Below are 24,375 nucleotides of genomic sequence, written 5' to 3'. Positions count from 1 at the left end.
CCATCTCACCACTGCACTTCCACAGTGATGATGCAATGTGGCGGGTAGGGCGTGACCACGTTCCAGGTCTGGGCCAACCCCAGGGCCATGCTCGGGCTGTAGGCCAGCACATGGCTCAGGTTGTGAGAGGCACCGACGAAATTCGGGAACAGGGCCGGGTTGTTGTTCAGGTCCGCGCCGGTGATGTTGAAGTCGCCGGCAATGATGATCACGTCGTTGGCGCCCGTGGCAGCCAGATCGGCCTGGAACTGGTCCGAGTTCTGGAAGAACTCGAAAGCCGGGTACATGCCGGGTCCGGCGAATGGATTAGCGCCGAGCCCGATGGTGGCCCAGCTCGCGGCGAGCCAGTTGGCCTGCAACTCGGCATGCCAGGTGTAGAAATAAACGGTATGCGCCACGGGCGGCATGCCGGCTGTCAACGTGAACTGCTTGCGCACCGGCGCGCGGATGTTGCGGGCCGCCTGACGCAGGTTGTTCATCGGGCCCAGGCCGATCGGCAGCCCGGTGATGTAGGTCTCCACCCCGTTGGGCGCCGGCATCGCCACCGGTGCCAGCGAGATGCGGGCAGCCGCCGCAGCCGGCGCCAGCGCGCCGGGGCCGGCAGTGTCCCAGGCCACCAGGTAGGCGCGGTTGATGCCCACGGCGAAAGGCTGGCCAGGCCCCAGTTCACGCACGTGGTCCAGCGGCACGGCAAAGGTGGCAAACGGCGGGGCACCGCCTGTCAGCCGCGCCCGTATCGTGCCGGCCGGCGCCAGCGCGACCTGGGCTTCCTGGATGGCCACCAGTTCGACTGGCGGCGCCGTGCCATTGGTCATGTTGACCGCGGCCGCCAACTGGGCGCCGCGGCCGGCCGCTTCACCGCTTGAATTCCAGGTCGCTAGACGCAGGCTGGGCATGATGGTGCTTTCTGGGAAATCAGTTGAACCTGTGCTCCACGAGGTAGGTGGGCACTTTGAAGCGCTTGAACGGTGGGTACATGGTGTCGTAGCGCCCCTCCCACGGCGGCGCCGATTCGTAGTGCAGAAACTTCCGGTCCTTGCGAGGCGGCAATGTGAGCCAGGCTTGCTGTTCGAGCGTCAGCGAATCGTTGCCCCAGTTTTCCAGGAAGCTGGCGAGGGCCTCGCAGACGCTTCTGATTCTTTCGATCAAGGGTGACCAATTCCTGTTCAGGTCGCTGAAAATGTTGGTCCGCTTTTGGGCAACATTCGAATAAAACTCGTCCTCCCGTTGGACGGCAATCTTGAAGAAGTATCCCCAGATGGCTGGAAGCTGCCTGACGTGGGACGCCACTGTGCTGGTGAATTCATTTGACGGCGGGTCGCCGAACGTGTCCTTGATCACCGATACCAGTGCCGCCTTGAACCAGAGCCCGGTCAAGTCCTTCATGGAGCTGTGATATTCCAGCCAACTCGTGTCGCTGCCCGGCAGTTCCGATGTTTCCTGCTCGGGGTTGTCGAATGAAAGCACCTGGGTGGACTGTTTTTCGAAGGCTTGGTATTGAAGCTTGAGTTGATAGGGCTCGCTGAGGGCGCCCAGCGCGCCGGTCAAGGTCTTGCTCACCATCACATACAGCAAACCCATGTTGCGTGCCTTATCGAGGGTCCACTCCGATTTATCCACATCGGTGGCGCCGACGCCGGAAATGGCGTCGCCCATCCAGGTGAACACCTCCCATATCAGTCGGCGCCAGAACCAGGTGTCGAAGTCTCTTTGAATCTTCGCGTCCGAGACATCGGGCGGAATGGGCTGGGTGAAAAGCGCATTGTGCCGGTCGCGGGCCTGGCGAGTCTTGCTGATCGAGTAGAGGAAGTGGCCGGCCAGTGTCATCGGCACATTGGCTTGAGAGGAATAGCCGCGGCCCCAGTCCTTTTCGCTTCTGCACAGAATGGTGTCGCAGACAAAAGGGTCCCATTTGTCGTTGGCATTGCGTGCCAGGCGGGCTTTCGCGGCAGCAATGTTGATGCCGTCATCGACATTTTCGGGTGATATCTGCGGCACCACCTTCTCCCACGGGCTCATCTTGTATTTCAGCTCACTGCTTGCGTCGCTTGATGGCAGCAGTTTATTTTCTGTCGCGTAGGCATTGGAGAGCAATTCAAGCTTGCTCCTGATGTCCTCACGCCAGCTTCCGAGTGTGATGTATTTGATGTCTTCCTGCTGGATGTCAACCGATTCTGACAGCAGCTTGCCGAGATCGATTTTGAATGCATGGGCATCTGCCGGGTCGGCAAAGACCAGCGGCTCGGTGACGAGTTCAAGCACGTTGCCGGAGTCGGATTCGATCAACCATTTGCCAAATCCATTGATCACCAAACTCATCACTTTCACGTGAGTGAACGCGAACACTGGGTTGTCGTGGGAGCAGAATTCGATTTCGAAGCCATACGTGTTGTTCGGCATTTGTTCTGCCCCACGCACGAAATTCACCTCTTCCCCCGAGTCGGGACCGTCCAGGAAAAAGGTGATTTTTCCGTCTTTTTGCCTGAGTATTTTCATTTGGCTTCTCTCCGCTCGCCTTCGGTGCCTGGCAGGGTCACCCCCGAATGCCGGATCTGGTCAGGGCTTGCTGACAATTTGCATGGCGTGCTGCACGGCCTGGGATACACCCGCCTCGCTGGCTCGCAGGGCTGCATCTACGTCGGCGACGGCTTTCTGTGCGGCGGCTTCTTCCATGCTTCTGGCATCCGCCGAGGCTTGCAGGGCCGTGCGCAACGCCGCATGCGTCGCCGCGATGGCCGCGTCCACTTGCTGCTGCGTGTTGCGCACCGCGTCTTCGGCCGCGCGCATCGCCATTTCCAGCGGGGAGCGCGCGGGGCTGGGGGTTGGGTCGTCGTTCATCACGGGTTCTCCGGTTCGAGGGGGGCCAGTGGTGGCCGGGGAGCGGCCGGCGGGCTGCGCAGGCCGAATTCGCGCAGCGAGATCACACCGTTGCCGCTGAGCAGCAACTCGGCCTGCTGTTCGCCCGAGGCCAGGCGGTAGAGGCAGGTGTGGCCGTCCTGGCCCATGCGGGCCTGGTGGGGGCGGGCGGCGGCCAGCAGGGATTGGGCGGAGGCGAGGTAAGCGTCCACCAGGCGGCGGGCGGCGTCGCCGGTTTGGCCCTGGAACCTGGTGTGGCGCACGATCTGCATCAAGCCCTCGGACAGGCGCGAGAAGCCGACCTGCTTGCCGCTGGATAACCACGCACCGACCGCCTGGCCGACTTCGGCTGGCGAGGGCAGGCCGTTGACCTGCGGGCAGTCCAGCGCGCCGAAGAACAGCGGCAGCAGCGTGTTCTTGGCATCCTCGGCCTGCGTGGCCCGCAGCTCGGGGCTTTGCGGGGCGCCGGGTTGTGCGGCGAGCGCCTGGTAGAAGCCGAGGTAGTCGCAAAATTCGAGCGGTGTGCGGGCCTGCTGGACCGCGAATGCGGCGGCCTCGCTGGTGATGGCGTTGTCGCCAGCGGCCAGCAGCGGGTCGTTCATCAGCCGCACCAGGGCCACGCGGTCGAGGAAGTCCATGGCCTGGAAGACCGGTGCGCTGGCCACGCCCAGCTTGCCCAGCCAGGCCTGCGGCGCTGTGAGTTCGGCCTGGTTCAGCAACTGGTGTTCGGTGCACACGCGGCGCAACTGGGTGGCGAGCAGCGCGTTGTCGTCACCGCCCTCGGCCTTGGCCAGCACGCGCAGGTCGGCCAGGCCCAGCGACATCAGCTTGACCGGGCTGGCCAGCAGCGTGAGCACCGGCAGCAGCGCCAGCGGCGAGCCGTGCAGGCCGAGCTGGACCTGGGCCAGCAAGGTGGTTTCGTCGGGAAAGTCATAGCGCACGGCGGTACTGGCAATGGCCCAGGCGAACCACTCCAGGCCACCGTCGACAAAGGCCAGTGCGAGGCGGCCCAGGTCGGACAACGAGCCTGGCTGCTGGACCGGCCGGCCGGCGACGGAGACGGACATGGCGATGGCTCCTGTTGCGTTGTGCGTGCCTGCGGCTGGCTCAGCCCGCCGGGAAGCCCTTGAGCACGTTGGCCGCGGCGGTGCCCACGTTGCTGAAGTCGGTGGTGGCGTTCTGCATCAGCTTCTGGGCTTCGTTGATGGCCGTCTGGTACTTCGTGTCGCCGGTGGCCAGCAACTGGGCCATGGCCACGCCGACGGCGGTGGTCGCAATGGTCGAGATGTTGCGCAGCGCGTCGGCCGCGTCCTGCACCGCGATGGCGGTGGACTGGGCGACCGACTGGTAGGCCTTGCCGGCGCCGCTGGTCAGCACGACCTGCGGGCTCATCGTGGCCAGCTGGACCTGGTTGATGACGTCGATGACCTGGGCGTTGACCTTTGTCGGATCCATGGCTGCTCCTGTGTGGGCGGGGCGCTTCAGCGGGCTTCAGCTGCCGCTGGGGGGCGGTGCCGGGGCGGGTTCGGGCGCAGGTGCGGGTGGCGCCGGGGCGGGGGCAGGCGACGGTGCGGGCGGGGGCGCAGGCGCCGGCACTGGCGCCGCGGCGGCCTGGGCGAGTTGCTGCAGGTCGGCCTGCGCGGTGCTGGCGTCTTGCGAGGAGCCGGTGGCCTGGGCCTGCAGCACCTGGATCGCGGTCTGGCCCTCGGCCAGCGCGGCGGCGATCACCACCGCAGGCGGTGGCGGCTCGGGTGGCGGGCTGGGCAGTGGCAGGACCACCGGTGGCGGCCCGGGCGGCGGCGCGGGCACCGGTGGCGGGCTGGGGAAGGGCGCCGAGAGCATCTTGGCGCAGGCCGCGGTGACGGCCGCCGAGCCGATCATGCTGGCGCTCTGCTGGCGGTTCACGGCGTTGTACATCGCCATGCCCAGCGTTTCCAAAAGCACGGCATCGAGCATGCCGTGGGCCTGCGAGGGCGACTGGCCAGTGGCCAGCGTGACGACGCTGCTGACGGCGTCGACGATCTGGCTGTTCACGCTGCTGTCGTCGGTCATGAACCGGCTCCCTTCTTGATGATCAATGCGAGGACCTGGGCCAGTGCGGCATCGGCCAGCACCTGGCCGCGCTGCTGGTTGGCCACGGCGTTTTCCATTGCCAGGCCGATGCTGTCGGCCATCGCGACATAGGTCATGCCCATGGCCAGCGCGGGGGCCTGGCCGATGGCGGCCAGCGAGCCGGCGGCGATGTCGCCACTCAGGCTGACGACGGCCGACGGGCGTGCCAATCAGTGGCTCCGCTGCAGGGCCCGGCCGGGCGCGAACCTGGCCGGGCTGCCGGCCTTACTTCAGGCCGAGGATCTCGGTCGTGGCGACACCGGTGGACGCGGTGTCCACCGCCAGGAGCGTGGCCACGCCCTGGGTGGTCGAGGCCTGCATGGTCACGTAGGACTGCTGCTGGTTGTTGGTGGCGTTGTGCGCCGCGTTGGACAGCGCCTGGCTGGTGGCCACGAACAGGTTGCCCATCGCGATGGCGGGCGAGTCGCCCAGCACCTTGGTGTTGACCTGCGAGACGGAGTCGGTGATCTGGCTGTTGACGGCAGTTGGAAATGCCATGGTGAATGCTCCTTGCAGTTGAGGGATTGAACGGTTGGAAACAGCGAGGGAACACGGGGCGCCTCAGCGCAGCCCGCGCGTCGCCCGGCTCAGCCGAGGATCTTCTTGGTGGCTGCGCCGGTGGCGCCGGTGTCCAGCGAATACAGCAGCGTGACGCCCATCGTGGTCGCGGCCTGCGCGGTGACGTACATCTGCTGCTGGGCCATCGTGGCGTTGTGCGCCGCGTTGGCCAGCGCCTGGGCGGTGGCCTGGTACAGGTTGCCCATCGCGATGGCTGGCGAGGTTCCGAGCACCTGGACATTGGCCTGCGTCACGGAGTCGGTGATCTGGCTGTTGACAGCGGTGGGAAATGCCATGTGCTCAGCTCCTTGTCGTTAACGGTTGGTGGCGCGGCTCAGCTGCCCAGGATGGTTTCGGTGGCAACGGCGGTGCTGGCGGTGTCGATCGCGTACAGCGTGGCCACGCCCATGGTGGTGGCCGCCTGCGCCGTCACGTAGCTCTGCTGCTGCGCGCTGGTGGCGTTGTGCGCCGCGTTGGCCAGCGCCTGCGCGGTGGCCTGGTAGAGGTTGCCCATGGCGATCGCCGGTGCGTCACCCAGGACCTTGGTGTTGGCCTGGGTGATGGAGTCGGTGATCTGGTCGTTGACGGCGGTAGGGAAGGCCATGTCGATTCCTCAGAAGTTAAGAACCCAGGCCCTTGACGCCGGTGCCGGTGCTCAGGATGCTTTTGGTGGCAACGCCGGTGGTGGCGGTGTCGATCGAATACAGCGTGGCCACGCCCATCGTGGTGGCCGACTGGGCCGTCACGTAGCTCTGCTGCTGGGCGTTGGTCGCGTTGTGTGCCGCGTTGGCAAGGGCCTGGGCGGTGGCCTGGAACAGGTTGCCCATGGCGATGGCGGGCGCATCGCCCAGCACCTTGGTGTTGGCCTGGGTGACCGAATCGGTGATCTGGTCGTTGACGGAGGTGGGAAATGCCATGTCGACTCCTGAGCGTGCGGACCTCGCGGGTCCTGTGGTGGATGGGCCGGCAGACGGCGGGTGGCTGGCTGGCTTGGCGCTGGCTGCAGACCCGTCGTTTGCGTGAGTTCATGCTAGGAGGACCGCCCCGCCGGCGATCTGTGCCGATGACGGAATAGGACGCTTCAGCGACGGGGAAACACGGTGCCGATGACGCTGGCCGGGTGCGGTGCGGTAGAAGCCGGCAAGCGGTTTGGCCGCATCCGGCGACCGGGCCCTGGGCCGGCGCCGGGCCGGTGCCGGAGCGACCCTGCGGAATCGACGATGTGCGGGTTGGGCGCCTGTCCACCTGTTCACGCCCCGCGCGACCGGCTTGACCGCTTGTTGCATCGCCGCGCGCCGGGCGGGCCTAAACTTGTTCCGCTTGGCGGCAGCCGGCCGGCCGTGTGAGGCCCCGCCGTGGTGTCGCCGTCGTTTGCACCCTTGCATGTCCAGTACCCTGAATTTCGCGTCCTTCCTGCAACAGCTTCTCGACGGCCTGCCGGGCTGGACCGGGCAGGTCGAGCAACGCCTGCTCGATGCCGCCACGGCTGCGCTGGGTGATGCCTGGCAAAGCGCCGTGCAGCGCGGGCAGGTCAACGAGCTGGTCAGTGCGCTGCGCGGCCGGCCGCGGCAGCTCGGCGAGGCTTTTGCCCGCAGCCTGGCCGAGCGCATGCGCGAGGAACTGGCCGAGCCGTCGCCCTTGAACCACGACCGGCCGCTGCACCTGATGGAAGATGCCGGCACGCTGAGCCTGATGGAAGAGCACGACGTGGAGGTCGGCATCGAGCAGGTGCGCATCGAGCGGCAGATCGACCAGGCGGGGGAATGGACACAGCGCGAGCTGCGCGGCCTGTGCGGCAACCTGCCGGGCCGGCCCATGCACCTGCCCGGCAGCGCCTACCCGCTGACGCCCGAGGTCTGCGCCGAAGCCTACGGCCGCGCGCTCAAGGCGCTGCACTTCGCCGCCGCGCAGCAGCTGACGGCGATGCGGCTGGCCGGCCCGCTGCTGGCCAAGCGGCTGGCCGAGGTCTTCGAGCAGCACCTGCAGCTGCTGCGTGACGCGGGCGTTTCGCCCGCACCGCTGGTGATCCGCTCGGCCGGCGGCGCGGGCCTGGCCTGGGGCGAAACCGCCGCGGCCGCACCCGGTCCGCAGGCCTTGCCGCAAGACGGCAACGCAGCCGCAACCCAATCCCGGCAACTCGGCGAGCTGCTGCAGATCCTGTCCCGCCAAAGCCATTCCGGCCCGGCGATGGACACCGTCTGGCAGCGCCTGCATTCGCCGATGACGCGGCTCGCGCCCGCGCAGCTGGCCGCGCTGCAGCAGGAAGATCACCCGTTTTGGCGCCTGCTGGACCGCATTGCCGGCCTCAGCGAAGTCCAGTCGGCCGATGACCCGCAGATGCAGCGCCTGGCCGATCAGCTGGACCCGATGCTGGTCCAGCTGGAGGAGGCCGGCGACACGCTCTCCAATGCCAGTTTCGACAGCGCACTGGCGCAGCTCGACAGCCTGCCCGCGCCGATGCCGGCGGTCAGCCCGCAGGCGCTCGAATCGGCGCTGGACCACGAGGCCCGGCGTCGCGAGATGGAGCCGGCGGTGCGCGGCCAGCTGGTCGAGCAGCTGCGCGCCCTGGTGCTGCCGCCGGTGCTCAAGCAGTTCCTGCTCGGCCCCTGGGTGCAGGTGCTGAGCCGGGTGCTGGCGCGCGACGGCACCCAGGCGCCAGCCACGCTGCATGCAATGAACCTGGTGCCGGACCTGCTGGCCGCAGCCTCGCAGCAGCGCCGCGGCCAGCCACTCGCGCCAATGGACCGCCAGCGCCTGCTGGACGCCGCCGAAGACGGCATGGACGCCGCAGGCCTGCCGGGCCACATGGTGAACGGCTACCTGGCCGACCTGGCCGCGGTGCTGAGCGGCGTGGCGGCGACCCACAGCAGCCCTGAGGCGCCCGATTCACCGACGCTGGTCATCACCCCGGCGATGCTGGCCGCTGCCAAGGGAGAACTGCTGCCGGAGCCCGAGCCACCGCCACCGGGTTTCGATCCGACCAACATGCGTGGCTGGTCCGATACCGCGCGCGAGGAGTGGCACGGCCACGCCGAGCTGGCCACCGTGCCGATGGCCATGGCCGAAGAAGCGGAGGCCGCGCGGCTGGCGCGCGAGGCCTGGCTGCAAGGCCTGAAAGCCGGCCAGCTCTGCCGGCTGATGCTGCAGGGCCGCTGGACCACCGCGCTGCTCACCTGGCGCAGCGACAACGGCCAGTTCTTCATGTTCAAGAGCCGCCACGCCGCCGGCAGCCACACGCTGACCTATCGCGCGCTGGACCGCCTGCGCCGCGAAGGCCTGGCCACGCACATCGAGCCCGGCCAGATGCTGGCGCGGGCGCGGCGGGCGATGGCGAACTGAACGGCGGCGCTCAAGGCCGCCTGGGGGCCTTCAGGCCGACAGGCCGGCCAGCAGCGGCGGGCCCTTCTTTTCCGGCGGCTTGGCGGGGAAGAAGATCACGCGCTTCAGGCGCTTTTCGTCTTCGCCAGCTTCCTGCTTGACGATTTCGCGGGCGTGGAACCGTCCCAGCGTGGCCACGGTGACATCGCCTTCGGCGGTGGCGGAGACGTTCTCGCGGATCAGTGCGAAGGTGGCACGCAGGATCTGCTCGACGCGTTTGTCGGGCACGTCACCCAGGACCTTGGGGTCGCGCAGGCGCAGTTGGGAAACGATTTCAGCGGGTTTCAAAAGGATTCTCCTCGGGCTGCGCGGAAAACAAGGCCGTCCGCGACTCTCGGCCATCAAGTCGTCGCAGCGGTCCCCGCGGTTCGGGCGGTGCGCAGCGCCTCCAGCCGCGCCAGGCGAACGGCCTGGTCCATCGCCAATGCGGCCAAGTGCAGCATCAGCCGCGCACGGTCGATCTGCACCGTGTGGGTCAAGGCAGGCTGTTCGTGCAGCGGCTCGCAGCCGCTGGCGAGCAGCCACTGGTTGACGAGCAGCCGGTCCCCGTGGATCGCGTCCGCATGCGGCGCGGCGCCGGTCAGCAGCGCCTGCAGGAAGGCTTCGGGCGCCGCGTCCTCCTTCAGGCGGCGGCCGATCGAGCGATTGAACGCAGCGGGGAGCTGGGGTTCGTCGGCCTGGTCGTTGAACAGCGCGCGCAGGTAGAGCTCGTTGTCGTCGGCGGTGATGTTTTCGCGCTGCTCTTCGACGCCCTGGGCATCAATGCGGCAGATCGACAGGAAGTCGGCCACGGCATTGCGCACGTGATCGAAATTGCGCAGCGTGACCTTGCCTGGAAAGGCCTCCGTGAAGCGCTGGATGTTGGGCTGAAAGCGCACGCCGCGCCGTTCGGCCCAGTGGGCAAACCTGAGCAGCCGGCCCCGGTAGGTCTTGTGACGAATGCCCCATTGCAGGTAGGCCGAGCTTGCCCAGGCATCGTGGCGGCGCACATAGATCACGACATGCCGGTCAACCTGTGCCGGGTCCAGGCGATGCATCGCCTCTATCGCCTTGTCGGGGCGGTCAAAAAGCGATTCGCTGCTCCAGATCAGCGTGTGGATGCGACGCTCGATTGCCAGCGCCACCGTTGCGACCAGCACGCCGTGCAACTGGTCAGCGCCCTCTGCGTGAGGCAGCGCATGCAAGCGGGCTGTTTCACCGAACTTCTGCCATGCATGACGCTGCACCGGTGCATGTTCCAGCACCAGCCCCAGGTACCAGACACCCTGGGCTTCCAGCGTGTGGCGGGCATCGCGCAGCGTGGCCTGGATCGAACTGGTGCCGGTCTTGCCGCTGCCGGCGTGCAGGATCAATCGAACCGGAGGACGTGCCATCAGATGAGTTTCCGGTTCAGAGCGGCTCGCCGCCACTGCGCAGCCGCTGGTCTTCGGCTTCGAGCGCGTCCAGCCGGCGGGCGTTGGCGATGCACAGCCTGGCGAGCGCACCCAGCAAGCGGCCGTCGTCGATGCGCGGTTGCTTCGGCGTGATCGCGCCGATCTGCAGGGGCGGCTGGCCTTGTTGCACCAGCAGGGCGTCTATCGCCTGGCGGTCGGCATGGGCGTGGCGCGCCACCTGCTCGATGTCCGCTGCATGGGGGTACAAGCCCTGCAGGAATGCCGTGGGTGACGCCGCCTGTGGCAGCAGCCTGCCAACGGCCTTGTCGAAGACCATGGGCAGGGCATCGCTGTCCTGGCGGTCATTGAAGAGCGCACGAAGGAACAGCTCGGTGTCGTCAGGCGTGTGATTTTCGTGGACACGCTCCAGCGGCAGGTCGGCAAGTCCGGCGAACTCGCAGAAGTCGTCGACGACGTCGCCGGCAGCGTCGAAGTTGCGGACCGTCAGGCGACCCGGGAAGGCAGCGTCGTAGCGTGCCAGCGTGGGTGCGAAAAGCGGCTTGCGGTGGGCAACCCATTCGCCGAAGCTGCGCAGGCGGCCGGGGTAGGTCTTGTGCTTCAGGCCCCATTGGATGTACGCCGAGCGGGCCCAGGTCTCGTGGGCCCGAACATAGGCCAGCACCGCCAGGTCCAGGCCTTGTTCGCAAGCACGTTGCAGCGGCCCGAGCACCGCGTCGAAGCGGTCAAAAAAAGATTCGCTGCTCCAGATCATGCTGTGCACGCCGGCCTCGCGGCCGCGCCGAAGCGTGGCTTGCAGCACGCGGTTGAACTGCGCCTCGGCCTCCGCCTGCGGGAGGGCCAGGAACTCATCCTGTCCGCCGAAGCGTTGCCATTCGAAGAGCCGCGCGGGCGAGTGTTCGAACATCAGGCCCAGGTACAGCACGCCCCGTGCCTGCAGCACTGGGGCATTCGCCTTCAGCGTGGCCTGGATCGAGCTGGTGCCGGTCTTGCCGGCGCCGATGTGGAAGATCAGTTTCATGGAGCGACTCAGGCGGCGGCTGGGGCCGCCAGCGCCAGCAGTTGCACGCCGCTGCCCTTGCCCAGTGCCAGGCTGCGCAGGCAACCGGTGTGCACCAGCAGCAGCTGATGCGGCGCGCAGCGGTAGCTGACGGGTGCCACCACGGGGGGCTCGGCACCGTCGATGCCAAGGGCGTGCGCGCCTTCGGAAACCTCGGCGCTCAGCTCGCCGCCGTACAGCCCGATCACGCCATGTTCTCCGCCCGCCAGGTTGAAGTCGAGCTGCGCAAGGTCACGGGGCATCAGCGAATGCTCCTGCAGTTGCGCCAGGTTGAACTCGCTGCGGAACAGCAGGCACATGATTTCAAGGTACAGGTCGGCGGCCTTGCGCTCCAGCGAGAAGTCGCCAAGTTCGCTGCGCGAGAAGGTCCGTTGGTACACCCCCAGCTGATTCAAGCTGCGCAGCGCCAGGAACTGCTCCTGTGAAAGCCAGCCCTGCCTGGCCATCCATTCGACACGCCGTGCCTCGGTGCTGCTGAACAGGCCTGCCGCCACCTCGCGGCGAGCGGGGCGTTGCGAGGTGCTGCGTGGCAACAGCGCAAAGTCGGAGTTGTCCAGCCGCACGCTGATGTTGGCATGGCGCTTCAGCACCGCCGGGTCGCAGCTGATCGAAAAGCCCAGCAGTCCCTTGCCCATGCCGGCGGCTTCCAGGTCCGGCCTGTGAATGTCGATGTGGCCTGCGCCGATGCACTGGTCCCGCTCGAAGGCCAGCAGGCGATGGCCGGCGACATCGAAGTTGGCACAGTAGACCCAGCCCGAGATCGCGGTCTCGGAGATCTGTTCAATGAATCCCTTCAGCATTTTTTGTGTTCCCTATCTTGAGTGTGGTGGAAGCCCAATCGGTCGGCCCCAGGCCGGCGGCCACGAGGTAGCGCCTGGCCATCTGCGCGGCGCTGAGCGGGCGGGGGAGCTGCATCTTCTTGCGCGCGCCGGGGCGGCTTGCGCACTTCAGCAGCACCCGCGCCAGGTCCTCCGGATCGTTGGGCTTGAAGTGGTGGCCGCTGGTGCCTTCGATGACTTTTTCGGCCATACCCCCCAGCGCGGGCACGATGACGGGCCGGTCGGCGGCGTAGGCCTCCTGGATCACGACCGGTGAGTTTTCCCACCACTTGCTGGCCATCAGGACGTAGTCGCAGGCCTGCATCAACCGGTGCACGTCCTGGTTGTTGTAGGGGCCGACGTATTCGATGCGCGGGTCTTTCGCCTGGGCGTCTTCGAAGCGCTTCTGGAACTCCTCGGTCACGCCGACCACGTTGCCGTGGATGCGCACGCGGATCGCGGAGGCGCCGGCAACGGTGACCGGCAGCAGGTCCAGGGCATCGAGGATCTGGTCGATGCCCTTGAAGGGGTTGATCTGGCCGAAGTAGCCGAACACGGTCAGGATCGTCCGCGCTGCGGCTTCGCTGCGCTGCCAGGGCAGGCCGGCAGGGCTGCGGTGGGGTGGTGGCCTGTCGGTGGTGGGAGGCGGTGGCACATAGCCGGCCAGGCCGTTCTCTATCACCACCAGTTGCTGCTTCGGGATGCCCCAGGCGATGAAGCGGCTGGCGAGGAAGTGGCTGGGCGAGACCAGTCGCGTCATCTGGCCCATGGCCGCCAGGAAGGACTGCTTGCGCACGTTGAATTCCTCTGCGTCGTGCTCGGGGAAGCAGCCTGCGCAGCGCACCGAACCTGCTGCCTCGCAGAGCTTCTTGTGCGGCCGGGTCACCATCTGGCCGTGGTGGTGGCAAATGGCCAGGAACTCGTGCAGCACCAGCACCGAAGGCACGGGGAAGCGCTCGGCCAGGCGGCGCACGGTGTTGATGCCGATGAACAGGAAGTGGTGGAAGACCATTGCGCTGGGCTGCAGCGTCTGGACCAGTTCGGCCACGGCGCCGAGCTGGCTGGGCTCGGCGAGGTGGAAGTAGTGGTCGTAGCGCGCCGGTTGGTAGGCGATGGTGTGTTCATCCGGCGTCTCGAAACGCAGCTTGGCCAACTGGGCCTCCGGGCACATCGCGACGAACGCGGCCTTCTGGCCCAGCGCCAGCAGGCCCTTGTAGAGCGTGTACGCGCTGACCTCGGCGCCGCCTTTGCTGATGGATGGATGGGCGTGCGAGAAGACGACGATCATGGTGCTGCCCGGTGGCCCTCGTCCTGCTGCTGCCAGCGCAGGATCAGCTGCTGGTTGACCCGGTCGTGCAGCGGCATGCTGGTCGGCCGGCTCAGGCGCAGGCAATGCGGCGCGGCTGCAGCACGCGAGCGCACCGGCGGCCGGGGCAGCGCGTTGGTGCGCCAGTAGCCGGGCAGCAGCGTAGGGGCCTGCACGCGGTGCGCCTCGAAGGCGGCGGTGTGCCAGGCAAAGGCCTGGCTTTCGTGGCCGGTCTCGGCCTGGCTGCCCTTGAAGAATTCGATGTCCAGGTAGTCGATCTCACTGCTGGCTTGCTGCAGGTGGCTTTGCACGGCCTCGGTGCCGGCCGGCGTGAGCAGCACGGCGGGGCCGAGGAAGGCAAAGCGCCGCACTGTGCAGGTGGCCAAAAGGTCCGGCAGCAGCGACCAGCTTTCGGCGCCGGCGGCCAGCCGGGCGATGGCCAGCGGCATGCGCGGGTGGCTGCTGGCGCGCAGTTCGCTGAGCCAGCCGGCCCAGGTGCCGGGCGCCATCGTGGCGGGCAGCAGGATGACCAGGCCCAGGTCGGGTGCCGCAATGCGGCGCAGGCAGCTGGCCAGCGCCTCCAGCACCAGCAGCTGGTGCTGCTGCGCCTGCGGCAGCACGCAGACGATGGCCTTGGCCATGGCCTGGCGCTTGACCCAGGTCATCTGCTTGTCCCGGCTCTGGCGCAGCAGCGAGGCAGCCGAGTGCACCAGCTCGTCCAGCCAGGGCATGCATTCGATGCCGGGCAGGATGGCATTGATGCTGGCCAGGTCCAGCTGGTAGTCGGTGCAGCGGATGGTTTCCAGCGTCAGCTCGTGCAGGCAGGTGCTGTGGTCCTCGAAGTCGAAGCGCAGCATCCAGGTGTCGAGGTTGTCGGGCTTGGAGTCGCTGCGCAGCACGCAGCTGAAGCCGGCGGTGGCCGTGCGGTCGGCCATGGTCGGGAAGCTGGCCGCCAGGTCCTTGCGCGGGGTGAAGGCCAGCGTGCCGGGTTCCAGTTCATAGAGGGCCTGGCCGAGCCTGGCCCTCACCATGCGCGGATGGCTCATCGGGTGCAATAGCCAGCCCGAGAGCACGATGCCGAAGTTGGGGATCACCAGGCAATGGTCGATGCCGATCTTGATGCCCAGGGTGTCGAATCGCTGGGCCACCGGCGTCCACGGCAGGCAGGCGCGCATCAGCGCCAGCAGCTCGCAGCCGCGCTCGACCTGCGCCGGGCCGGCGCGGGCGATCAGCGCCTCGGCCTCGCCCAGCGCCTCGGCCAGCCTGGGCTTGCGCAGTGGCTGCACGGCGCACAGCCATTCCTGCGCCTGGCCGGCAAAGGCGATTTGCGCCGGATGCTGCAGCTGGGCCAGGTCCAGCCCGTCGGCCACATGCAGCACGCCTGCGAAAGCCCAGGCCTCTTCGGGCAGGTCGGGCCGCGGCGCGGCGACCACGGCCAGCGCGGCCGGGCGCTTGTGCCCGTCGCTGAGCACGAGCATCGCGCACAGCGTGGGCTGGCGGGCGCGCATCCAGCCGCCGACCAGCAGGTGGGTGTCGGACAGCCGGGCGGCGAACTCGATCACGCCGCTCTGGCGCTGCGGGTCCTGGCGCAGCGGCTGAGCCAGCGAAGCATAGGACTTGCGCGCCAGGCGTCGCAGCTCCGGCGCCAGCGGGCCGGGCTCGCCTTCGATGAAGTCGCTGCGTTCGGTCGAGCTGCGCAGCAGTTGCAGGTCGCCGAAAGTCCACTCCAGCGCGGTGGGCAGGTCTTCCTCGCGGTCGTTGCAGCGCACGTGCAGGCTGGCCAGCGGGCTGATGTCGGTCAGCGTGGCAATGCGCAGCAGTTCGTCGGTGTCGAAGGCGAACGAGGTGGGCATGTCGCGCTTGCTGCCCAGCCAGATGTCGGACCGTGTGCCCTGCAGCGTGGTCTCGGCCAGCGGCCGGTCGTCGCACCACAGCGTGATCGTCGGCAACTCGCTGCCGCTTTGATGGGCGGCCCAGCCGACCAGGCCGCGCATGAGGTCCAGCGCTTCCACATAGCCGCGGTAGGGCGAGTCATGCGGAGCGTCTTGTGCGTGCTGGGGCGCCCGGCTGCGTGGCGGCCGAGGGCGCATTTCCAGGGCGGCAGCGCTGAGCAGCCCCAGCATCGGGCCGTTCATTGCGCGCGGCCAGCGGGCTGGCGTGCGGGAGCAAACAGCGATGGCAGCGGGGCAGGGGCAGTCTTGAGCATGGGGCGCGAGCCTGAGCGGTTCCAAACACGGTAGGGCGTGCAGGAAGGCTTGCGCCAGCGACGCGGGTCAGGCGGCGTGGGCGGCGGTGTGCGCATCTCCCTGCGGTCGGCCGGGCGCATGGCCCCGGCGCGTCACGCGGCTCTGTCTTGCTACTTCTGCAAGCCGCGATATGCGAAAGATAGGTTTGCGCAGCGTCAATTCCGTGACGGATGTCATGGTCCCCCCACGCTTGTGGGGTGCGCCAGCAACGGTGCCCACCTTCGCCGTGCTCAAAGGGGCGCCTCTTTTTGGTCGCCGCTTCAGTTTGCGTTGGGGGGCGGCTTGCGGTCCATGTGCGCTGGCATCGCGACCAGTTGGCCGTCCAGCTTGCGGCAGGTGCCGGTCAAGGCCTTGCCGTCCTTCAGCGTGAAGCTGACGCTGGCGCCTTCGGCGTGGCCCACGCAGGCCTGCACGGCCTCGGGTGGTGGGCTGGGCGGGCGGCCACGGTCCCCGCCGGGCGGGCCATCCTGCGCCTGGGCGGTGCAGGCGAGGGCCAGGGTTGCAAGGCTCGCGCCCAACGTGCGGGCGGCGGCCGGGAAAATCGGGGGGAAAGTCTTCATGGTTTGTCCAAGCTCAAACAAAGTGAATGGGCCGGATGTTCGACTGCCTGCTTTGCCTTCGCGTTGCCTGACATTGCCGCTTGGTGACGCCCACGCGATGCGAGGCGACAGATCAGGCGCCACACGCGGCGCTGGTTTCAGGCGGGCGTCAGGCGGGATTGCTAACCTTGCCCGGCGCCATCAAGAGCCAAAGCCAACAGGAGACAAATCAGATGCCGTCGTACACCGACTTCTACCGCCGCTCGATCGACGAGCGCGACAGTTTCTGGGCCGAGCAGGCCGCATTGGTCGAATGGCAGCGGCCGTTCGACCAGGTCTGCGATGCGACAGATCCCCGATTCCCGAAGTGGTTTGCCGGCGGGCTGACCAACCTCTGTCACAACGCGGTGGACCGGCACCTGCGCGAGCGGGCCGACCAGGCGGCACTGATCTTTGTCTCCAGCGAAACCGGCGTGGAGAAGACCTGGAGCTTTCGCGAGCTGCATGCCGAGGTGCAGCGCTTCGCGGCCATCCTGAAGGCGCAGGGCGTGGGCCGCGGCGACCGGGTGCTGATCTACATGCCGATGATCGCCGAGGCGGCATTTGCGATGCTGGCCTGCGTGCGCATCGGCGCGATCCATTCGGTGGTCTTCGGCGGTTTTGCCAGCCACGCGCTGTCCAGCCGCATCGACGATGCGCAGCCGGTGCTGGTCGTCAGCGCCGATGCCGGCATGCGCGGCGGCAAGGTGGTGGCCTACAAGCCGCTGCTGGACGAGGCGATCGAACTCGCTTCGCACAAGCCGGCCAAGGTGCTGATGGTGGACCGGGGGCTGGTGGACTTTGCACCTGTGCCAGGCCGTGACCTGGACTTCGCGGCCGAGCGCGCGGCCCAGATGGACGCCGTGGTGCCCTGCGAATGGGTGGACAGCGCGCACCCCAGCTACATCCTCTACACCAGCGGCACGACGGGCAGGCCCAAGGGCGTGCAGCGCGACACTGGCGGCTACGCGGTGGCGCTGGCGGCCAGCATGCGCCACATCTACATGGCGCAGCCCGGCGAGACCTTCTTCTCCACCAGCGACATCGGCTGGGTCGTCGGCCACAGCTACATCGTCTACGGGCCGCTGCTCAATGGCACCGCTACCGTGATGTACGAAGGCTTGCCGACCCGCCCGGACGCGGCGGTCTGGTGGCGCATCGTCGAGCAGTACAAGGTCAATGTGATGTTCAGCGCGCCAACGGCCGCGCGGGTGCTGAAGAAGCAGGACCCGGCCTGCCTGACGCGGCATGACCTGTCCAGCCTGAAGGCGCTGTTCCTGGCCGGCGAGCCGCTGGACGAGCCGACGGCGACCTGGATGTCCGGGGCCATCGGCAAGCCGGTGATCGACAACTACTGGCAGACCGAAACCGGCTGGCCGATCCTGGCGATCTGCAATGGCGTGGAGCCGGCGCCGACGCGCTACGGCTCGCCGGGCATGGCGGTCTATGGCTTCGACGTGCGGCTGATCGACGAGACCAGCGGCGAGGAGATCACCGAGCCCAACCACAAAGGCGTGATCGCCGTGCAGGGCCCCCTGCCGCCCGGCTGCCTGCAGACGGTCTGGGGCGACGACGAGCGTTATGTGAAGACCTATTGGTCCAGCGTGCCGGGCAGGGCGCTCTACAGCAGCTTCGACTGGGGCGTGCGCGACGCCGATGGCTACTACTTCATCCTGGGCCGCACCGACGACGTGATCAACGTGGCGGGCCACCGGCTGGGCACGCGCGAGATCGAGGAAAGCATCAGCAGCCATGCCGCGGTGGCCGAGGTTGCGGTGCTTGGTGTGGCCGATGCGCTGAAAGGCCAGGTGGCGATGGCCTTCGTGGTGCTGAAGGACGCCGCGCTGGCCGCCGAGCCGGCCGACGCGCTGAAGCTCGAGGGCGCGATCATGAAGCAGGTCGACGAGCAGCTCGGCGCCGTGGCCAGGCCGGCGCGGGTGCGATTTGTCAGCCTGCTGCCCAAGACCCGCAGCGGCAAGCTGCTGCGCCGCGCGATGCAGGCGGTCTGCGAAGGCCGTGACCCGGGCGACCTGACGACGATGGACGATCCTGGTGCACTGCAGCAAATCAAGGACCTGCTAGGCGGGCCGGATGCGCGGCCTGCTTAAGTGTTCGAGCGCCAAGAAATTTCGGCCGGTTAAGGTGCAAATTCCGCATCGTGAGATCGAACTTCAAAAAAGCACCCCATTGAATCGGCTGGCAAATCAAAATCCAGGACTGGCTTTTGTGGTCGCGCAACGCGTGACCGCTGTTCTCCCCTCTCTCTCAGGAAAACCGCCTTGAGCAATTCGCAGCCCACCATCATCTACACCTTGACCGATGAGGCGCCGCTGCTGGCGACAGCCGCCTTCCTGCCGGTCATTCGCACGTTTGCGCGGCCGGCCGGCATCCAGGTCGAACAGAGCGACATCTCGGTCGCCGCGCGCATCCTGGGCGAGTTCCCCGAATTCCTGACCGAAGCCCAGCGCGTGCCCAACACGCTGGCCGAGCTCGGCAAGAAGACGCTGGAACCCGATGCCAACATCATCAAGCTGCCCAACATCAGCGCTTCCCAGCACCAGCTGACCAGCGCGATCAAGGAACTGCAGGCCAAGGGCTACGCGCTGCCGGACTTCCCGGAAGACCCGAAGACCGACGACGAGAAGAAGATCCGCACGCGCTATGCCAAGTGCCTGGGCAGCGCGGTGAACCCGGTGCTGCGCGAGGGCAACTCCGACCGCCGCGCCCCGGCCGCGGTCAAGAACTACGCCCGCAAGCACCCGCACTCGATGGGCGAGTGGAGCATGGCTTCGCGCAGCCACGTGGCGCACATGACGCACGGCGACTTCTATCACGGCGAAAAGTCGATGACGCTGGACAAGGCGCGCGACGTGCGGATGGAACTGGTCACCGCGGACGGCAAGACCATCGTGCTCAAGCCCAAGGTCTCGCTGCTCGAAGGCGAGATCATCGACAGCATGTTCATGAGCAAGAAGGCGCTGTGCGACTTCTACGAAAAGCAGTTCGAAGATGCGCGGGCGACGGGCGTGATGCTGTCACTGCACGTCAAGGCCACGATGATGAAGGTCTCGCACCCCATCGTCTTCGGCCACGCGGTGAAGATCTTCTACAAGGAAGCCTTCGAGAAACACGGCAAGCTCTTTGACGAGCTGGGCGTGAACGTCAACAACGGCATGGTCAATCTGTACGACAAGATTGCCACGCTGCCGACCTCCAAGCGTGAAGAGATCATCCGCGACCTGCACGCCTGCCATGAGCATCGCCCGGAGTTGGCGATGGTGGACTCGGCCAAGGGCATCACCAACCTGCACGCGCCGAACGACGTCATCGTCGACGCCTCGATGCCGGCCATGATCCGCATTGGCGGCAAGATGTGGGGCGCCGATGGCAAGCCCAAGGACACCAAGGCGGTGATCCCGGAATCGACCTTTGCCCGCATCTACCAGGAAGTCATCAACTTCTGCAAGACCAACGGCAACTTCGACCCGCGCACCATGGGCACCGTGCCCAACGTGGGCCTGATGGCGCAGCAAGCCGAGGAATACGGCTCGCACGACAAGACCTTCGAAGTCACCGAAGGCGGCGTGGCCAACATCGTCGACATCGCCACCGGTGAAGTGCTGCTGAGCCAGACGGTGGAGGCCGGCGACATCTGGCGCATGTGCCAGGTCAAGGACGCGCCGATCCGCGACTGGGTCAAGCTGGCCGTCAACCGTGCGCGCAATTCGGGCATGACCACCATCTTCTGGCTGGACCCGTATCGTCCGCACGAAGCCGAGCTGATCAAGAAGGTCAACACCTACCTGTTGGACCACGATACCAGCGGCCTGGACATCCAGATCATGTCGCAGGTGCGGGCGATGCGTTACACGCTGGAGCGCGTGATCCGCGGCCTGGACACCATCTCGGCGACCGGCAACATCCTGCGCGACTACCTGACCGACCTGTTCCCCATCATGGAACTGGGCACCAGCGCGAAGATGCTGTCCATCGTGCCGCTGATGGCCGGTGGCGGCATGTACGAGACGGGGGCCGGCGGCTCGGCGCCCAAGCATGTGCAGCAGCTGGTGGAAGAAAACCACCTGCGCTGGGATTCGCTGGGCGAGTTCCTGGCCCTGGCCGTCAGCCTGGAAGACCTGGGCCTGAAGACCGGCAACGCCAAGGCCAAGCTGCTGGCCAAGACGCTGGACGCCGCCACCGGCAAGCTGCTGGACAACAACAAGAACCCCTCGCCCAAGACCGGCCAGCTGGACAACCGCGGCAGCCAGTTCTACCTGGCCATGTACTGGGCCCAGGAACTGGCCGCGCAGACGGAAGACAAGGAGCTGGCAGCCCACTTCGGTCCGCTGGCCAAGAACCTGACCGAAAACGAGCCCACCATCGTCGCCGAGCTGGCTGCGGTGCAGGGCAAGCCGGTCGACATTGGCGGCTACTACCAGCCGGACGCCGAAAAGCTCAAGGCCGTGATGTGCCCCAGCAAGACCTTCAACGCCGCGCTGGAAGCCGCGCACAGCTGAGCCAGCCCCCGCGACTGAACACCAACGGCCACCTTCGGGTGGCCGTTTTTCATGGGGATGGGTGAGCGATCGTTCGTGGCAGGAGAAGCCTTGCTCATCGATCTCCGTGCACGCGCCGCCAAGCCTTCGTTCATCATTGGGTCTGCGACGGTTGCCGGCTTGGTGCTTACCGGTGCCTCTCCCCGTTGTCTCGTCCGCCCGACCGGGGTGAAACGAGGCAGTGCAAGCGGCCTTCGCTTCCCTCACACTTGCTGTCTGTCCGCTCCGCAGCTTCCGCCGCCGCCCCGCATGCGCTTCGATCTGGTCACGCTCAACCTGGTGCTCGCCATTGCCGAGACGCGCAACATCACGCGGGCGGCTGAGCGTGAGCACCTTGCGCTGGCGGCAGCCAGCAAACGGCTGAAGGACCTGGAGACGCGGCTGGGCGTGCAGCTGTTCGAGCGCCGCGCACGCGGTGTCGAGACCACCGAGGCCGGCCGCGCGCTGGTGCGCCACATCCGCAGCCTGCATGCCTCGCTGCATGCGCTGGAGAGCGAGGTGGTGGAATTCAGCCGCGGCATCAAGGGTCATTTGCGCATTGCCGCGAATGCCGGCGCCATCGCCGAGGCCCTGCCGGCCGACCTGGCGGCGTTCTCCCGCGAGCACCCGCAGATCCGCATCAGCCTGGAAGACCTGACCAGCGCCGACGTGCAGACGGCAGTGGCCGAGGGCAGGGCGGACATCGGCATCTTCGCGCCGCCCTTGATCGATCCACGGCTGCGGGCCTGGCCTTATCGCACCGGCGAGCTGGCGGTCGTGATGCCGCGTGGCCATGCGCTGGCCAGCCGGCCCGCGCCGCTGCCGTTCGACGCCTTGCTGGATTTCGACATCGTCGGCCTGCACATTGGTGCCTCGGTGCACGAACTGATGCTGCAGCGAGCGCTTGAACGTGGCCGAACGCTGAACGCGCGGCTGCAGGTGCGCGGCTTCGACGCCATTGCCCAGTTGGTGGATGCCGGCCTGGGTGTGGCGGTGTTGCCAGCCGCCGTGGCGCACCGCTTCGCCAAGCTGTTCGCCATCGAAGTGCGGGCGCTGGACGAGCCCTGGGCGCAGCGCCGCTACCTGCTGGCCGCGCGTGAACAAGCGGTGCTGCCGACCGTGGTGCAGCGCTTTGCCGATGCCCTGCGAACCCTCGCCGGCACCGAGGCCGAGCCGGCGCTGCCGGACCCGCGCCGCAGTCCGGCCATGCCGACGAATCCTTGATCGGAATCCCCGACAATCCTTCTCCTGCGGCCACCAGCCGCCTTGACAAGCCAGACGCCATGACCACCGCACGCACCCTGTACGACAAGTTGTGGGACGAACACGTCGTCCACACCGAAGAAGACGGCACTGCCACGCTCTACATCGACCGGCACCTGGTGCACGAAGTGACCAGCCCGCAGGCCTTCGAGGGGCTGGAGATCGCACGCAGGCCGGTGTGGCGGCTGTCGGCCAACCTGGCGGTGAGCGACCACAACGTGCCGACCACCGATCGCTCGCAAGGCATTGCCGACCCGATCTCCAGGCTGCAGGTCGACACGCTGGACGCCAATTGCGACCGCTACGGCATCACGCAGTTCAAGATGAGCGACAAGCGCCAGGGCATCGTGCACGTGATCGGCCCGGAGCAGGGCGCTACGCTGCCGGGCATGACGGTGGTCTGCGGCGACAGCCACACCAGCACGCATGGTGCATTTGGCGCGCTGGCGCATGGCATTGGCACCAGCGAGGTCGAGCATGTGCTGGCCACGCAGACGCTGCTGGCTAAGAAGGCGAAGAACATGCTGGTCAAGGTCGAAGGCCAGACGAGCAAGGGCGTGGGCGCGAAGGACATCGTGCTGGCCATCATCGGCAAGATCGGCACGGCCGGTGGCACCGGCTACACCATCGAGTTCGCTGGCGCTGCCATCCGTGCGCTGAGCATGGAAGGCCGCATGACGGTCTGCAACATGGCCATCGAGGCTGGCGCGCGTGCCGGCCTGGTGGCGGTCGACCAGACCACGATCGACTACGTGCAGGGCCGGCCGTTCAGCCCGAACAGCGTGGAGATGGAACATGCGGTGGCCCACTGGCGCACGCTGCACAGCGATCCGGGCGCACATTTCGACAAGGTGGTCGAGCTGGACGCCGCGCAGATCCGCCCGCAGGTCACCTGGGGCACGTCGCCGGAGATGGTGCTGTCCATCGAGGACCGGGTGCCGGATCCGGACAAGGAAAAGGACAGCGTCAAGCGCGGCGCCATCGAACGTGCGCTGCAGTACATGGCGCTGGAGCCGAACAAGGCGATGTCGGACATCCGCATCGACAAGGTCTTCATTGGCTCGTGCACCAACAGCCGCATCGAGGACATGCGCGAGGCGGCGGCCGTGGTGCGCCGCGTTGGCGGGCGAATTGCGCCCAACGTCAAGCTGGCGCTGGTGGTGCCAGGCTCTGGCCTGGTCAAGGCGCAGGCCGAGGCCGAGGGGCTTGACGAGGTTTTCAAGGCCGCGGGCTTCGAATGGCGAGAGCCGGGCTGCAGCATGTGCCTGGCGATGAATGCCGACCGGCTGGAGCCGGGCGAGCGTTGCGCCTCGACCAGCAACCGCAATTTCGAAGGCCGCCAGGGCGCTGGCGGCCGCACCCACCTGGTCAGCCCGGCAATGGCCGCCGCAGCTGCGATGGCCGGACATTTCGTCGACGTGCGTCGTGTGGCTTGAATACGCTTGAGGAGCGGATGATGTTGAAGAAGTTGAGCGTGACCCTGGCTTCCCTGCTGCTGCTGGCGCTGGTCGGTTGCAACACCGTCGAAGGCATGGGCAAGGACATTTCCAAGGCTGGTGACGCCATTGAAGGCGCCGCCAAGAAGTCCAAGTAACCCGGGTTCAGTCATGCAAGCCTTCACCCTTCACAAGGGCCTCGTGGCCCCGATGGACCGGGAAAACGTCGACACCGACGCGATCATCCCCAAGCAGTTCCTGAAGTCCATCAAGCGCACCGGCTTCGGCCCGAACCTGTTCGACGAGTGGCGCTACCTGGACCATGGCGAGCCCGGCCAGGACCCGGCCACGCGCCGCGCCAACCCGGACTTCGTGCTGAACCAGCCGCGCTACACCGGCGCCTCGGTGCTGCTGGCGCGGCAGAACTTCGGCTGCGGCTCCAGCCGCGAGCACGCGCCCTGGGCGCTGGAGCAGTACGGTTTCCGTGCGCTGATCGCCCCCAGCTTTGCCGACATCTTCTTCAACAACTGCTTCAAGAACGGCGTGTTGCCCATCGTGCTGCCGGAGTCGGCGGTGAACCAGCTGTTCGATGAGGTTAAGGCCTTCCCTGGCTACCAGCTGACGGTGGACCTGCCGCGCCAGGTGGTGATCAAGCCGGACGGGGCCGAGATCCCGTTCGACGTGCAACCCTTCCGCAAGTATTGCCTCGTCAACGGCTTCGACGACATCGGCCTGACGCTGCGGCACTCCGACAAGATCAAGGCCTTCGAGGCCGAGCGCCTGGCCCGCATGCCCTGGCTGGCCCAGCGCGTGCGCTGATTCAGATTCCTCTTTGAAC

25 protein-coding genes are annotated in these 24,375 nt (G+C 67.1%); 7 read left to right on the top strand and 18 right to left on the bottom strand.

The features are described from left to right. Window positions 1-5: 5 nt before the first annotated feature. The 11 genes from AC3WR5_RS02135 to AC3WR5_RS02085 form a co-directional block, all read right to left on the bottom strand. Window positions 6-896: a hypothetical protein gene (locus tag AC3WR5_RS02135; protein ID WP_231012284.1), complete on the bottom strand. Its 891-nt coding sequence runs from the start codon at window positions 894-896 to the stop codon at window positions 6-8. 19 nt (window positions 897-915) lie between these two features. Further along, entirely contained in the window at window positions 916-2,496 is a 1,581-nt protein-coding gene (locus tag AC3WR5_RS02130; RefSeq protein ID WP_492481481.1) for a hypothetical protein, read from the bottom strand. 60 nt (window positions 2,497-2,556) lie between these two features. Continuing rightward, window positions 2,557-2,841, bottom strand: coding sequence for a hypothetical protein (locus tag AC3WR5_RS02125; RefSeq protein ID WP_492481479.1), 285 nt, complete (start codon window positions 2,839-2,841; stop codon window positions 2,557-2,559). Next, window positions 2,838-3,923 (bottom strand): hypothetical protein, encoded by a 1,086-nt coding sequence (locus AC3WR5_RS02120; RefSeq protein ID WP_492481477.1) that lies wholly within the window; start codon window positions 3,921-3,923, stop codon window positions 2,838-2,840. Before AC3WR5_RS02120 ends, AC3WR5_RS02125 begins: the two co-directional genes overlap by 4 nt. A gap of 40 nt (window positions 3,924-3,963) precedes the next feature. Beyond that, entirely contained in the window at window positions 3,964-4,311 is a 348-nt protein-coding gene (locus AC3WR5_RS02115) for a hypothetical protein (RefSeq protein WP_492481475.1), read from the bottom strand. A gap of 36 nt (window positions 4,312-4,347) precedes the next feature. Next, complete coding sequence (locus tag AC3WR5_RS02110) at window positions 4,348-4,908, bottom strand: RebB family R body protein (protein WP_492481473.1); 561 nt, start codon at window positions 4,906-4,908, stop codon at window positions 4,348-4,350. Next, a complete protein-coding gene (locus AC3WR5_RS02105) occupies window positions 4,905-5,138 on the bottom strand; it encodes a RebB family R body protein (protein ID WP_492481471.1) in 234 nt (77 codons plus the stop codon). The genes AC3WR5_RS02110 and AC3WR5_RS02105 overlap by 4 nt, the downstream gene beginning before the upstream one ends. A 55-nt stretch (window positions 5,139-5,193) precedes the next feature. After that, window positions 5,194-5,466 (bottom strand): RebB family R body protein, encoded by a 273-nt coding sequence (locus AC3WR5_RS02100; protein WP_141291256.1) that lies wholly within the window; start codon window positions 5,464-5,466, stop codon window positions 5,194-5,196. A gap of 89 nt (window positions 5,467-5,555) precedes the next feature. Beyond that, window positions 5,556-5,822, bottom strand: coding sequence for a RebB family R body protein (locus AC3WR5_RS02095; protein ID WP_141291254.1), 267 nt, complete (start codon window positions 5,820-5,822; stop codon window positions 5,556-5,558). 38 nt (window positions 5,823-5,860) lie between these two features. Next, window positions 5,861-6,130, bottom strand: a complete 270-nt coding sequence (locus tag AC3WR5_RS02090) for a RebB family R body protein (protein ID WP_141291252.1) — start codon at window positions 6,128-6,130, stop codon at window positions 5,861-5,863. Between the two features lie 16 nt (window positions 6,131-6,146). Beyond that, window positions 6,147-6,443: a RebB family R body protein gene (locus AC3WR5_RS02085; RefSeq protein WP_141291250.1), complete on the bottom strand. Its 297-nt coding sequence runs from the start codon at window positions 6,441-6,443 to the stop codon at window positions 6,147-6,149. 466 nt (window positions 6,444-6,909) lie between these two features. Here AC3WR5_RS02085 and AC3WR5_RS02080 point away from each other — a divergent pair, with 466 nt between their 5' ends. Beyond that, on the top strand, window positions 6,910-8,865 hold the full coding sequence (locus tag AC3WR5_RS02080; RefSeq protein ID WP_492481468.1) for a DUF1631 family protein: 1,956 nt from the start codon (window positions 6,910-6,912) through the stop codon (window positions 8,863-8,865). 30 nt (window positions 8,866-8,895) lie between these two features. Here the strand turns inward: AC3WR5_RS02080 and AC3WR5_RS02075 are convergent, their stop codons facing one another. The 7 genes from AC3WR5_RS02075 to AC3WR5_RS02045 form a co-directional block, all read right to left on the bottom strand. Then, window positions 8,896-9,192, bottom strand: coding sequence for a hypothetical protein (locus AC3WR5_RS02075; RefSeq protein WP_141289618.1), 297 nt, complete (start codon window positions 9,190-9,192; stop codon window positions 8,896-8,898). Between the two features lie 53 nt (window positions 9,193-9,245). Further along, window positions 9,246-10,277, bottom strand: coding sequence for a hypothetical protein (locus AC3WR5_RS02070; RefSeq protein ID WP_492481466.1), 1,032 nt, complete (start codon window positions 10,275-10,277; stop codon window positions 9,246-9,248). A 16-nt stretch (window positions 10,278-10,293) separates the two neighbouring features. Further along, on the bottom strand, window positions 10,294-11,316 hold the full coding sequence (locus tag AC3WR5_RS02065; RefSeq protein WP_141289616.1) for a hypothetical protein: 1,023 nt from the start codon (window positions 11,314-11,316) through the stop codon (window positions 10,294-10,296). 8 nt (window positions 11,317-11,324) lie between these two features. Next, on the bottom strand, window positions 11,325-12,155 hold the full coding sequence (locus AC3WR5_RS02060; RefSeq protein WP_141289615.1) for a hypothetical protein: 831 nt from the start codon (window positions 12,153-12,155) through the stop codon (window positions 11,325-11,327). Next, a complete protein-coding gene (locus AC3WR5_RS02055) occupies window positions 12,136-13,461 on the bottom strand; it encodes a glycosyltransferase (RefSeq protein ID WP_492481463.1) in 1,326 nt (441 codons plus the stop codon). Before AC3WR5_RS02055 ends, AC3WR5_RS02060 begins: the two co-directional genes overlap by 20 nt. Next, window positions 13,458-15,614: a hypothetical protein gene (locus tag AC3WR5_RS02050; protein ID WP_492481461.1), complete on the bottom strand. Its 2,157-nt coding sequence runs from the start codon at window positions 15,612-15,614 to the stop codon at window positions 13,458-13,460. Before AC3WR5_RS02050 ends, AC3WR5_RS02055 begins: the two co-directional genes overlap by 4 nt. 371 nt (window positions 15,615-15,985) lie before the next feature. After that, the gene (locus tag AC3WR5_RS02045) at window positions 15,986-16,285 is read right to left on the bottom strand and encodes a hypothetical protein (protein WP_492481459.1); all 300 of its coding nucleotides are present in this window, start codon (window positions 16,283-16,285) and stop codon (window positions 15,986-15,988) included. Between the two features lie 179 nt (window positions 16,286-16,464). Between AC3WR5_RS02045 and AC3WR5_RS02040 the strand changes: the two genes are divergently transcribed. The 6 genes from AC3WR5_RS02040 (at window position 16,465) to leuD (ending at window position 24,356) form a co-directional block, all read left to right on the top strand. After that, window positions 16,465-18,411 carry a propionate--CoA ligase gene (locus AC3WR5_RS02040; RefSeq protein WP_492482598.1) on the top strand — a complete coding sequence of 649 codons (1,947 nt, stop codon included), beginning with the start codon at window positions 16,465-16,467 and terminating at the stop codon, window positions 18,409-18,411. 171 nt (window positions 18,412-18,582) lie between these two features. Continuing rightward, on the top strand, window positions 18,583-20,820 hold the full coding sequence (locus tag AC3WR5_RS02035) for an NADP-dependent isocitrate dehydrogenase (protein ID WP_492481457.1): 2,238 nt from the start codon (window positions 18,583-18,585) through the stop codon (window positions 20,818-20,820). Between the two features lie 288 nt (window positions 20,821-21,108). Continuing rightward, complete coding sequence (locus AC3WR5_RS02030) at window positions 21,109-22,062, top strand: LysR substrate-binding domain-containing protein (protein WP_231012289.1); 954 nt, start codon at window positions 21,109-21,111, stop codon at window positions 22,060-22,062. Between the two features lie 59 nt (window positions 22,063-22,121). Next, complete coding sequence (gene leuC, locus AC3WR5_RS02025; RefSeq protein ID WP_141288925.1) at window positions 22,122-23,537, top strand: 3-isopropylmalate dehydratase large subunit; 1,416 nt, start codon at window positions 22,122-22,124, stop codon at window positions 23,535-23,537. Between the two features lie 20 nt (window positions 23,538-23,557). Beyond that, window positions 23,558-23,695: an entericidin A/B family lipoprotein gene (locus AC3WR5_RS02020; protein ID WP_141288923.1), complete on the top strand. Its 138-nt coding sequence runs from the start codon at window positions 23,558-23,560 to the stop codon at window positions 23,693-23,695. Window positions 23,696-23,708: 13 nt separating this feature from the next. Beyond that, window positions 23,709-24,356 (top strand): 3-isopropylmalate dehydratase small subunit, encoded by a 648-nt coding sequence (gene leuD / locus AC3WR5_RS02015; protein WP_492481454.1) that lies wholly within the window; start codon window positions 23,709-23,711, stop codon window positions 24,354-24,356. Window positions 24,357-24,375: the final 19 nt, after the last annotated feature.

The organism is Ideonella sp. FW305-24, assembly GCF_058788035.1.
The sequence above is the reverse complement of the archived record's forward strand: the minus strand, read 5'-3'. Positions and strand labels throughout refer to the sequence as shown.

Coding starts and splice junctions, on each gene's coding strand:
- AC3WR5_RS02095 (WP_141291254.1), bottom strand. CDS start 5,822: ATGGCATTTCCCACCGCTGTCAACAGCCAGATCACCGACTCCGTGACG.
- AC3WR5_RS02020 (WP_141288923.1), top strand. CDS start 23,558: ATGTTGAAGAAGTTGAGCGTGACCCTGGCTTCCCTGCTGCTGCTGGCG.
- AC3WR5_RS02050 (WP_492481461.1), bottom strand. CDS start 15,614: ATGAACGGCCCGATGCTGGGGCTGCTCAGCGCTGCCGCCCTGGAAATG.
- AC3WR5_RS02110 (WP_492481473.1), bottom strand. CDS start 4,908: ATGACCGACGACAGCAGCGTGAACAGCCAGATCGTCGACGCCGTCAGC.
- AC3WR5_RS02130 (WP_492481481.1), bottom strand. CDS start 2,496: ATGAAAATACTCAGGCAAAAAGACGGAAAAATCACCTTTTTCCTGGAC.
- AC3WR5_RS02120 (WP_492481477.1), bottom strand. CDS start 3,923: ATGTCCGTCTCCGTCGCCGGCCGGCCGGTCCAGCAGCCAGGCTCGTTG.
- leuD (WP_492481454.1), top strand. CDS start 23,709: ATGCAAGCCTTCACCCTTCACAAGGGCCTCGTGGCCCCGATGGACCGG.
- AC3WR5_RS02045 (WP_492481459.1), bottom strand. CDS start 16,285: ATGAAGACTTTCCCCCCGATTTTCCCGGCCGCCGCCCGCACGTTGGGC.
- AC3WR5_RS02135 (WP_231012284.1), bottom strand. CDS start 896: ATGCCCAGCCTGCGTCTAGCGACCTGGAATTCAAGCGGTGAAGCGGCC.
- AC3WR5_RS02090 (WP_141291252.1), bottom strand. CDS start 6,130: ATGGCCTTCCCTACCGCCGTCAACGACCAGATCACCGACTCCATCACC.
- AC3WR5_RS02070 (WP_492481466.1), bottom strand. CDS start 10,277: ATGGCACGTCCTCCGGTTCGATTGATCCTGCACGCCGGCAGCGGCAAG.
- AC3WR5_RS02055 (WP_492481463.1), bottom strand. CDS start 13,461: ATGATCGTCGTCTTCTCGCACGCCCATCCATCCATCAGCAAAGGCGGC.
- AC3WR5_RS02060 (WP_141289615.1), bottom strand. CDS start 12,155: ATGCTGAAGGGATTCATTGAACAGATCTCCGAGACCGCGATCTCGGGC.
- AC3WR5_RS02115 (WP_492481475.1), bottom strand. CDS start 4,311: ATGGATCCGACAAAGGTCAACGCCCAGGTCATCGACGTCATCAACCAG.
- leuC (WP_141288925.1), top strand. CDS start 22,122: ATGACCACCGCACGCACCCTGTACGACAAGTTGTGGGACGAACACGTC.
- AC3WR5_RS02080 (WP_492481468.1), top strand. CDS start 6,910: ATGTCCAGTACCCTGAATTTCGCGTCCTTCCTGCAACAGCTTCTCGAC.
- AC3WR5_RS02030 (WP_231012289.1), top strand. CDS start 21,109: ATGCGCTTCGATCTGGTCACGCTCAACCTGGTGCTCGCCATTGCCGAG.
- AC3WR5_RS02065 (WP_141289616.1), bottom strand. CDS start 11,316: ATGAAACTGATCTTCCACATCGGCGCCGGCAAGACCGGCACCAGCTCG.
- AC3WR5_RS02100 (WP_141291256.1), bottom strand. CDS start 5,466: ATGGCATTTCCAACTGCCGTCAACAGCCAGATCACCGACTCCGTCTCG.
- AC3WR5_RS02085 (WP_141291250.1), bottom strand. CDS start 6,443: ATGGCATTTCCCACCTCCGTCAACGACCAGATCACCGATTCGGTCACC.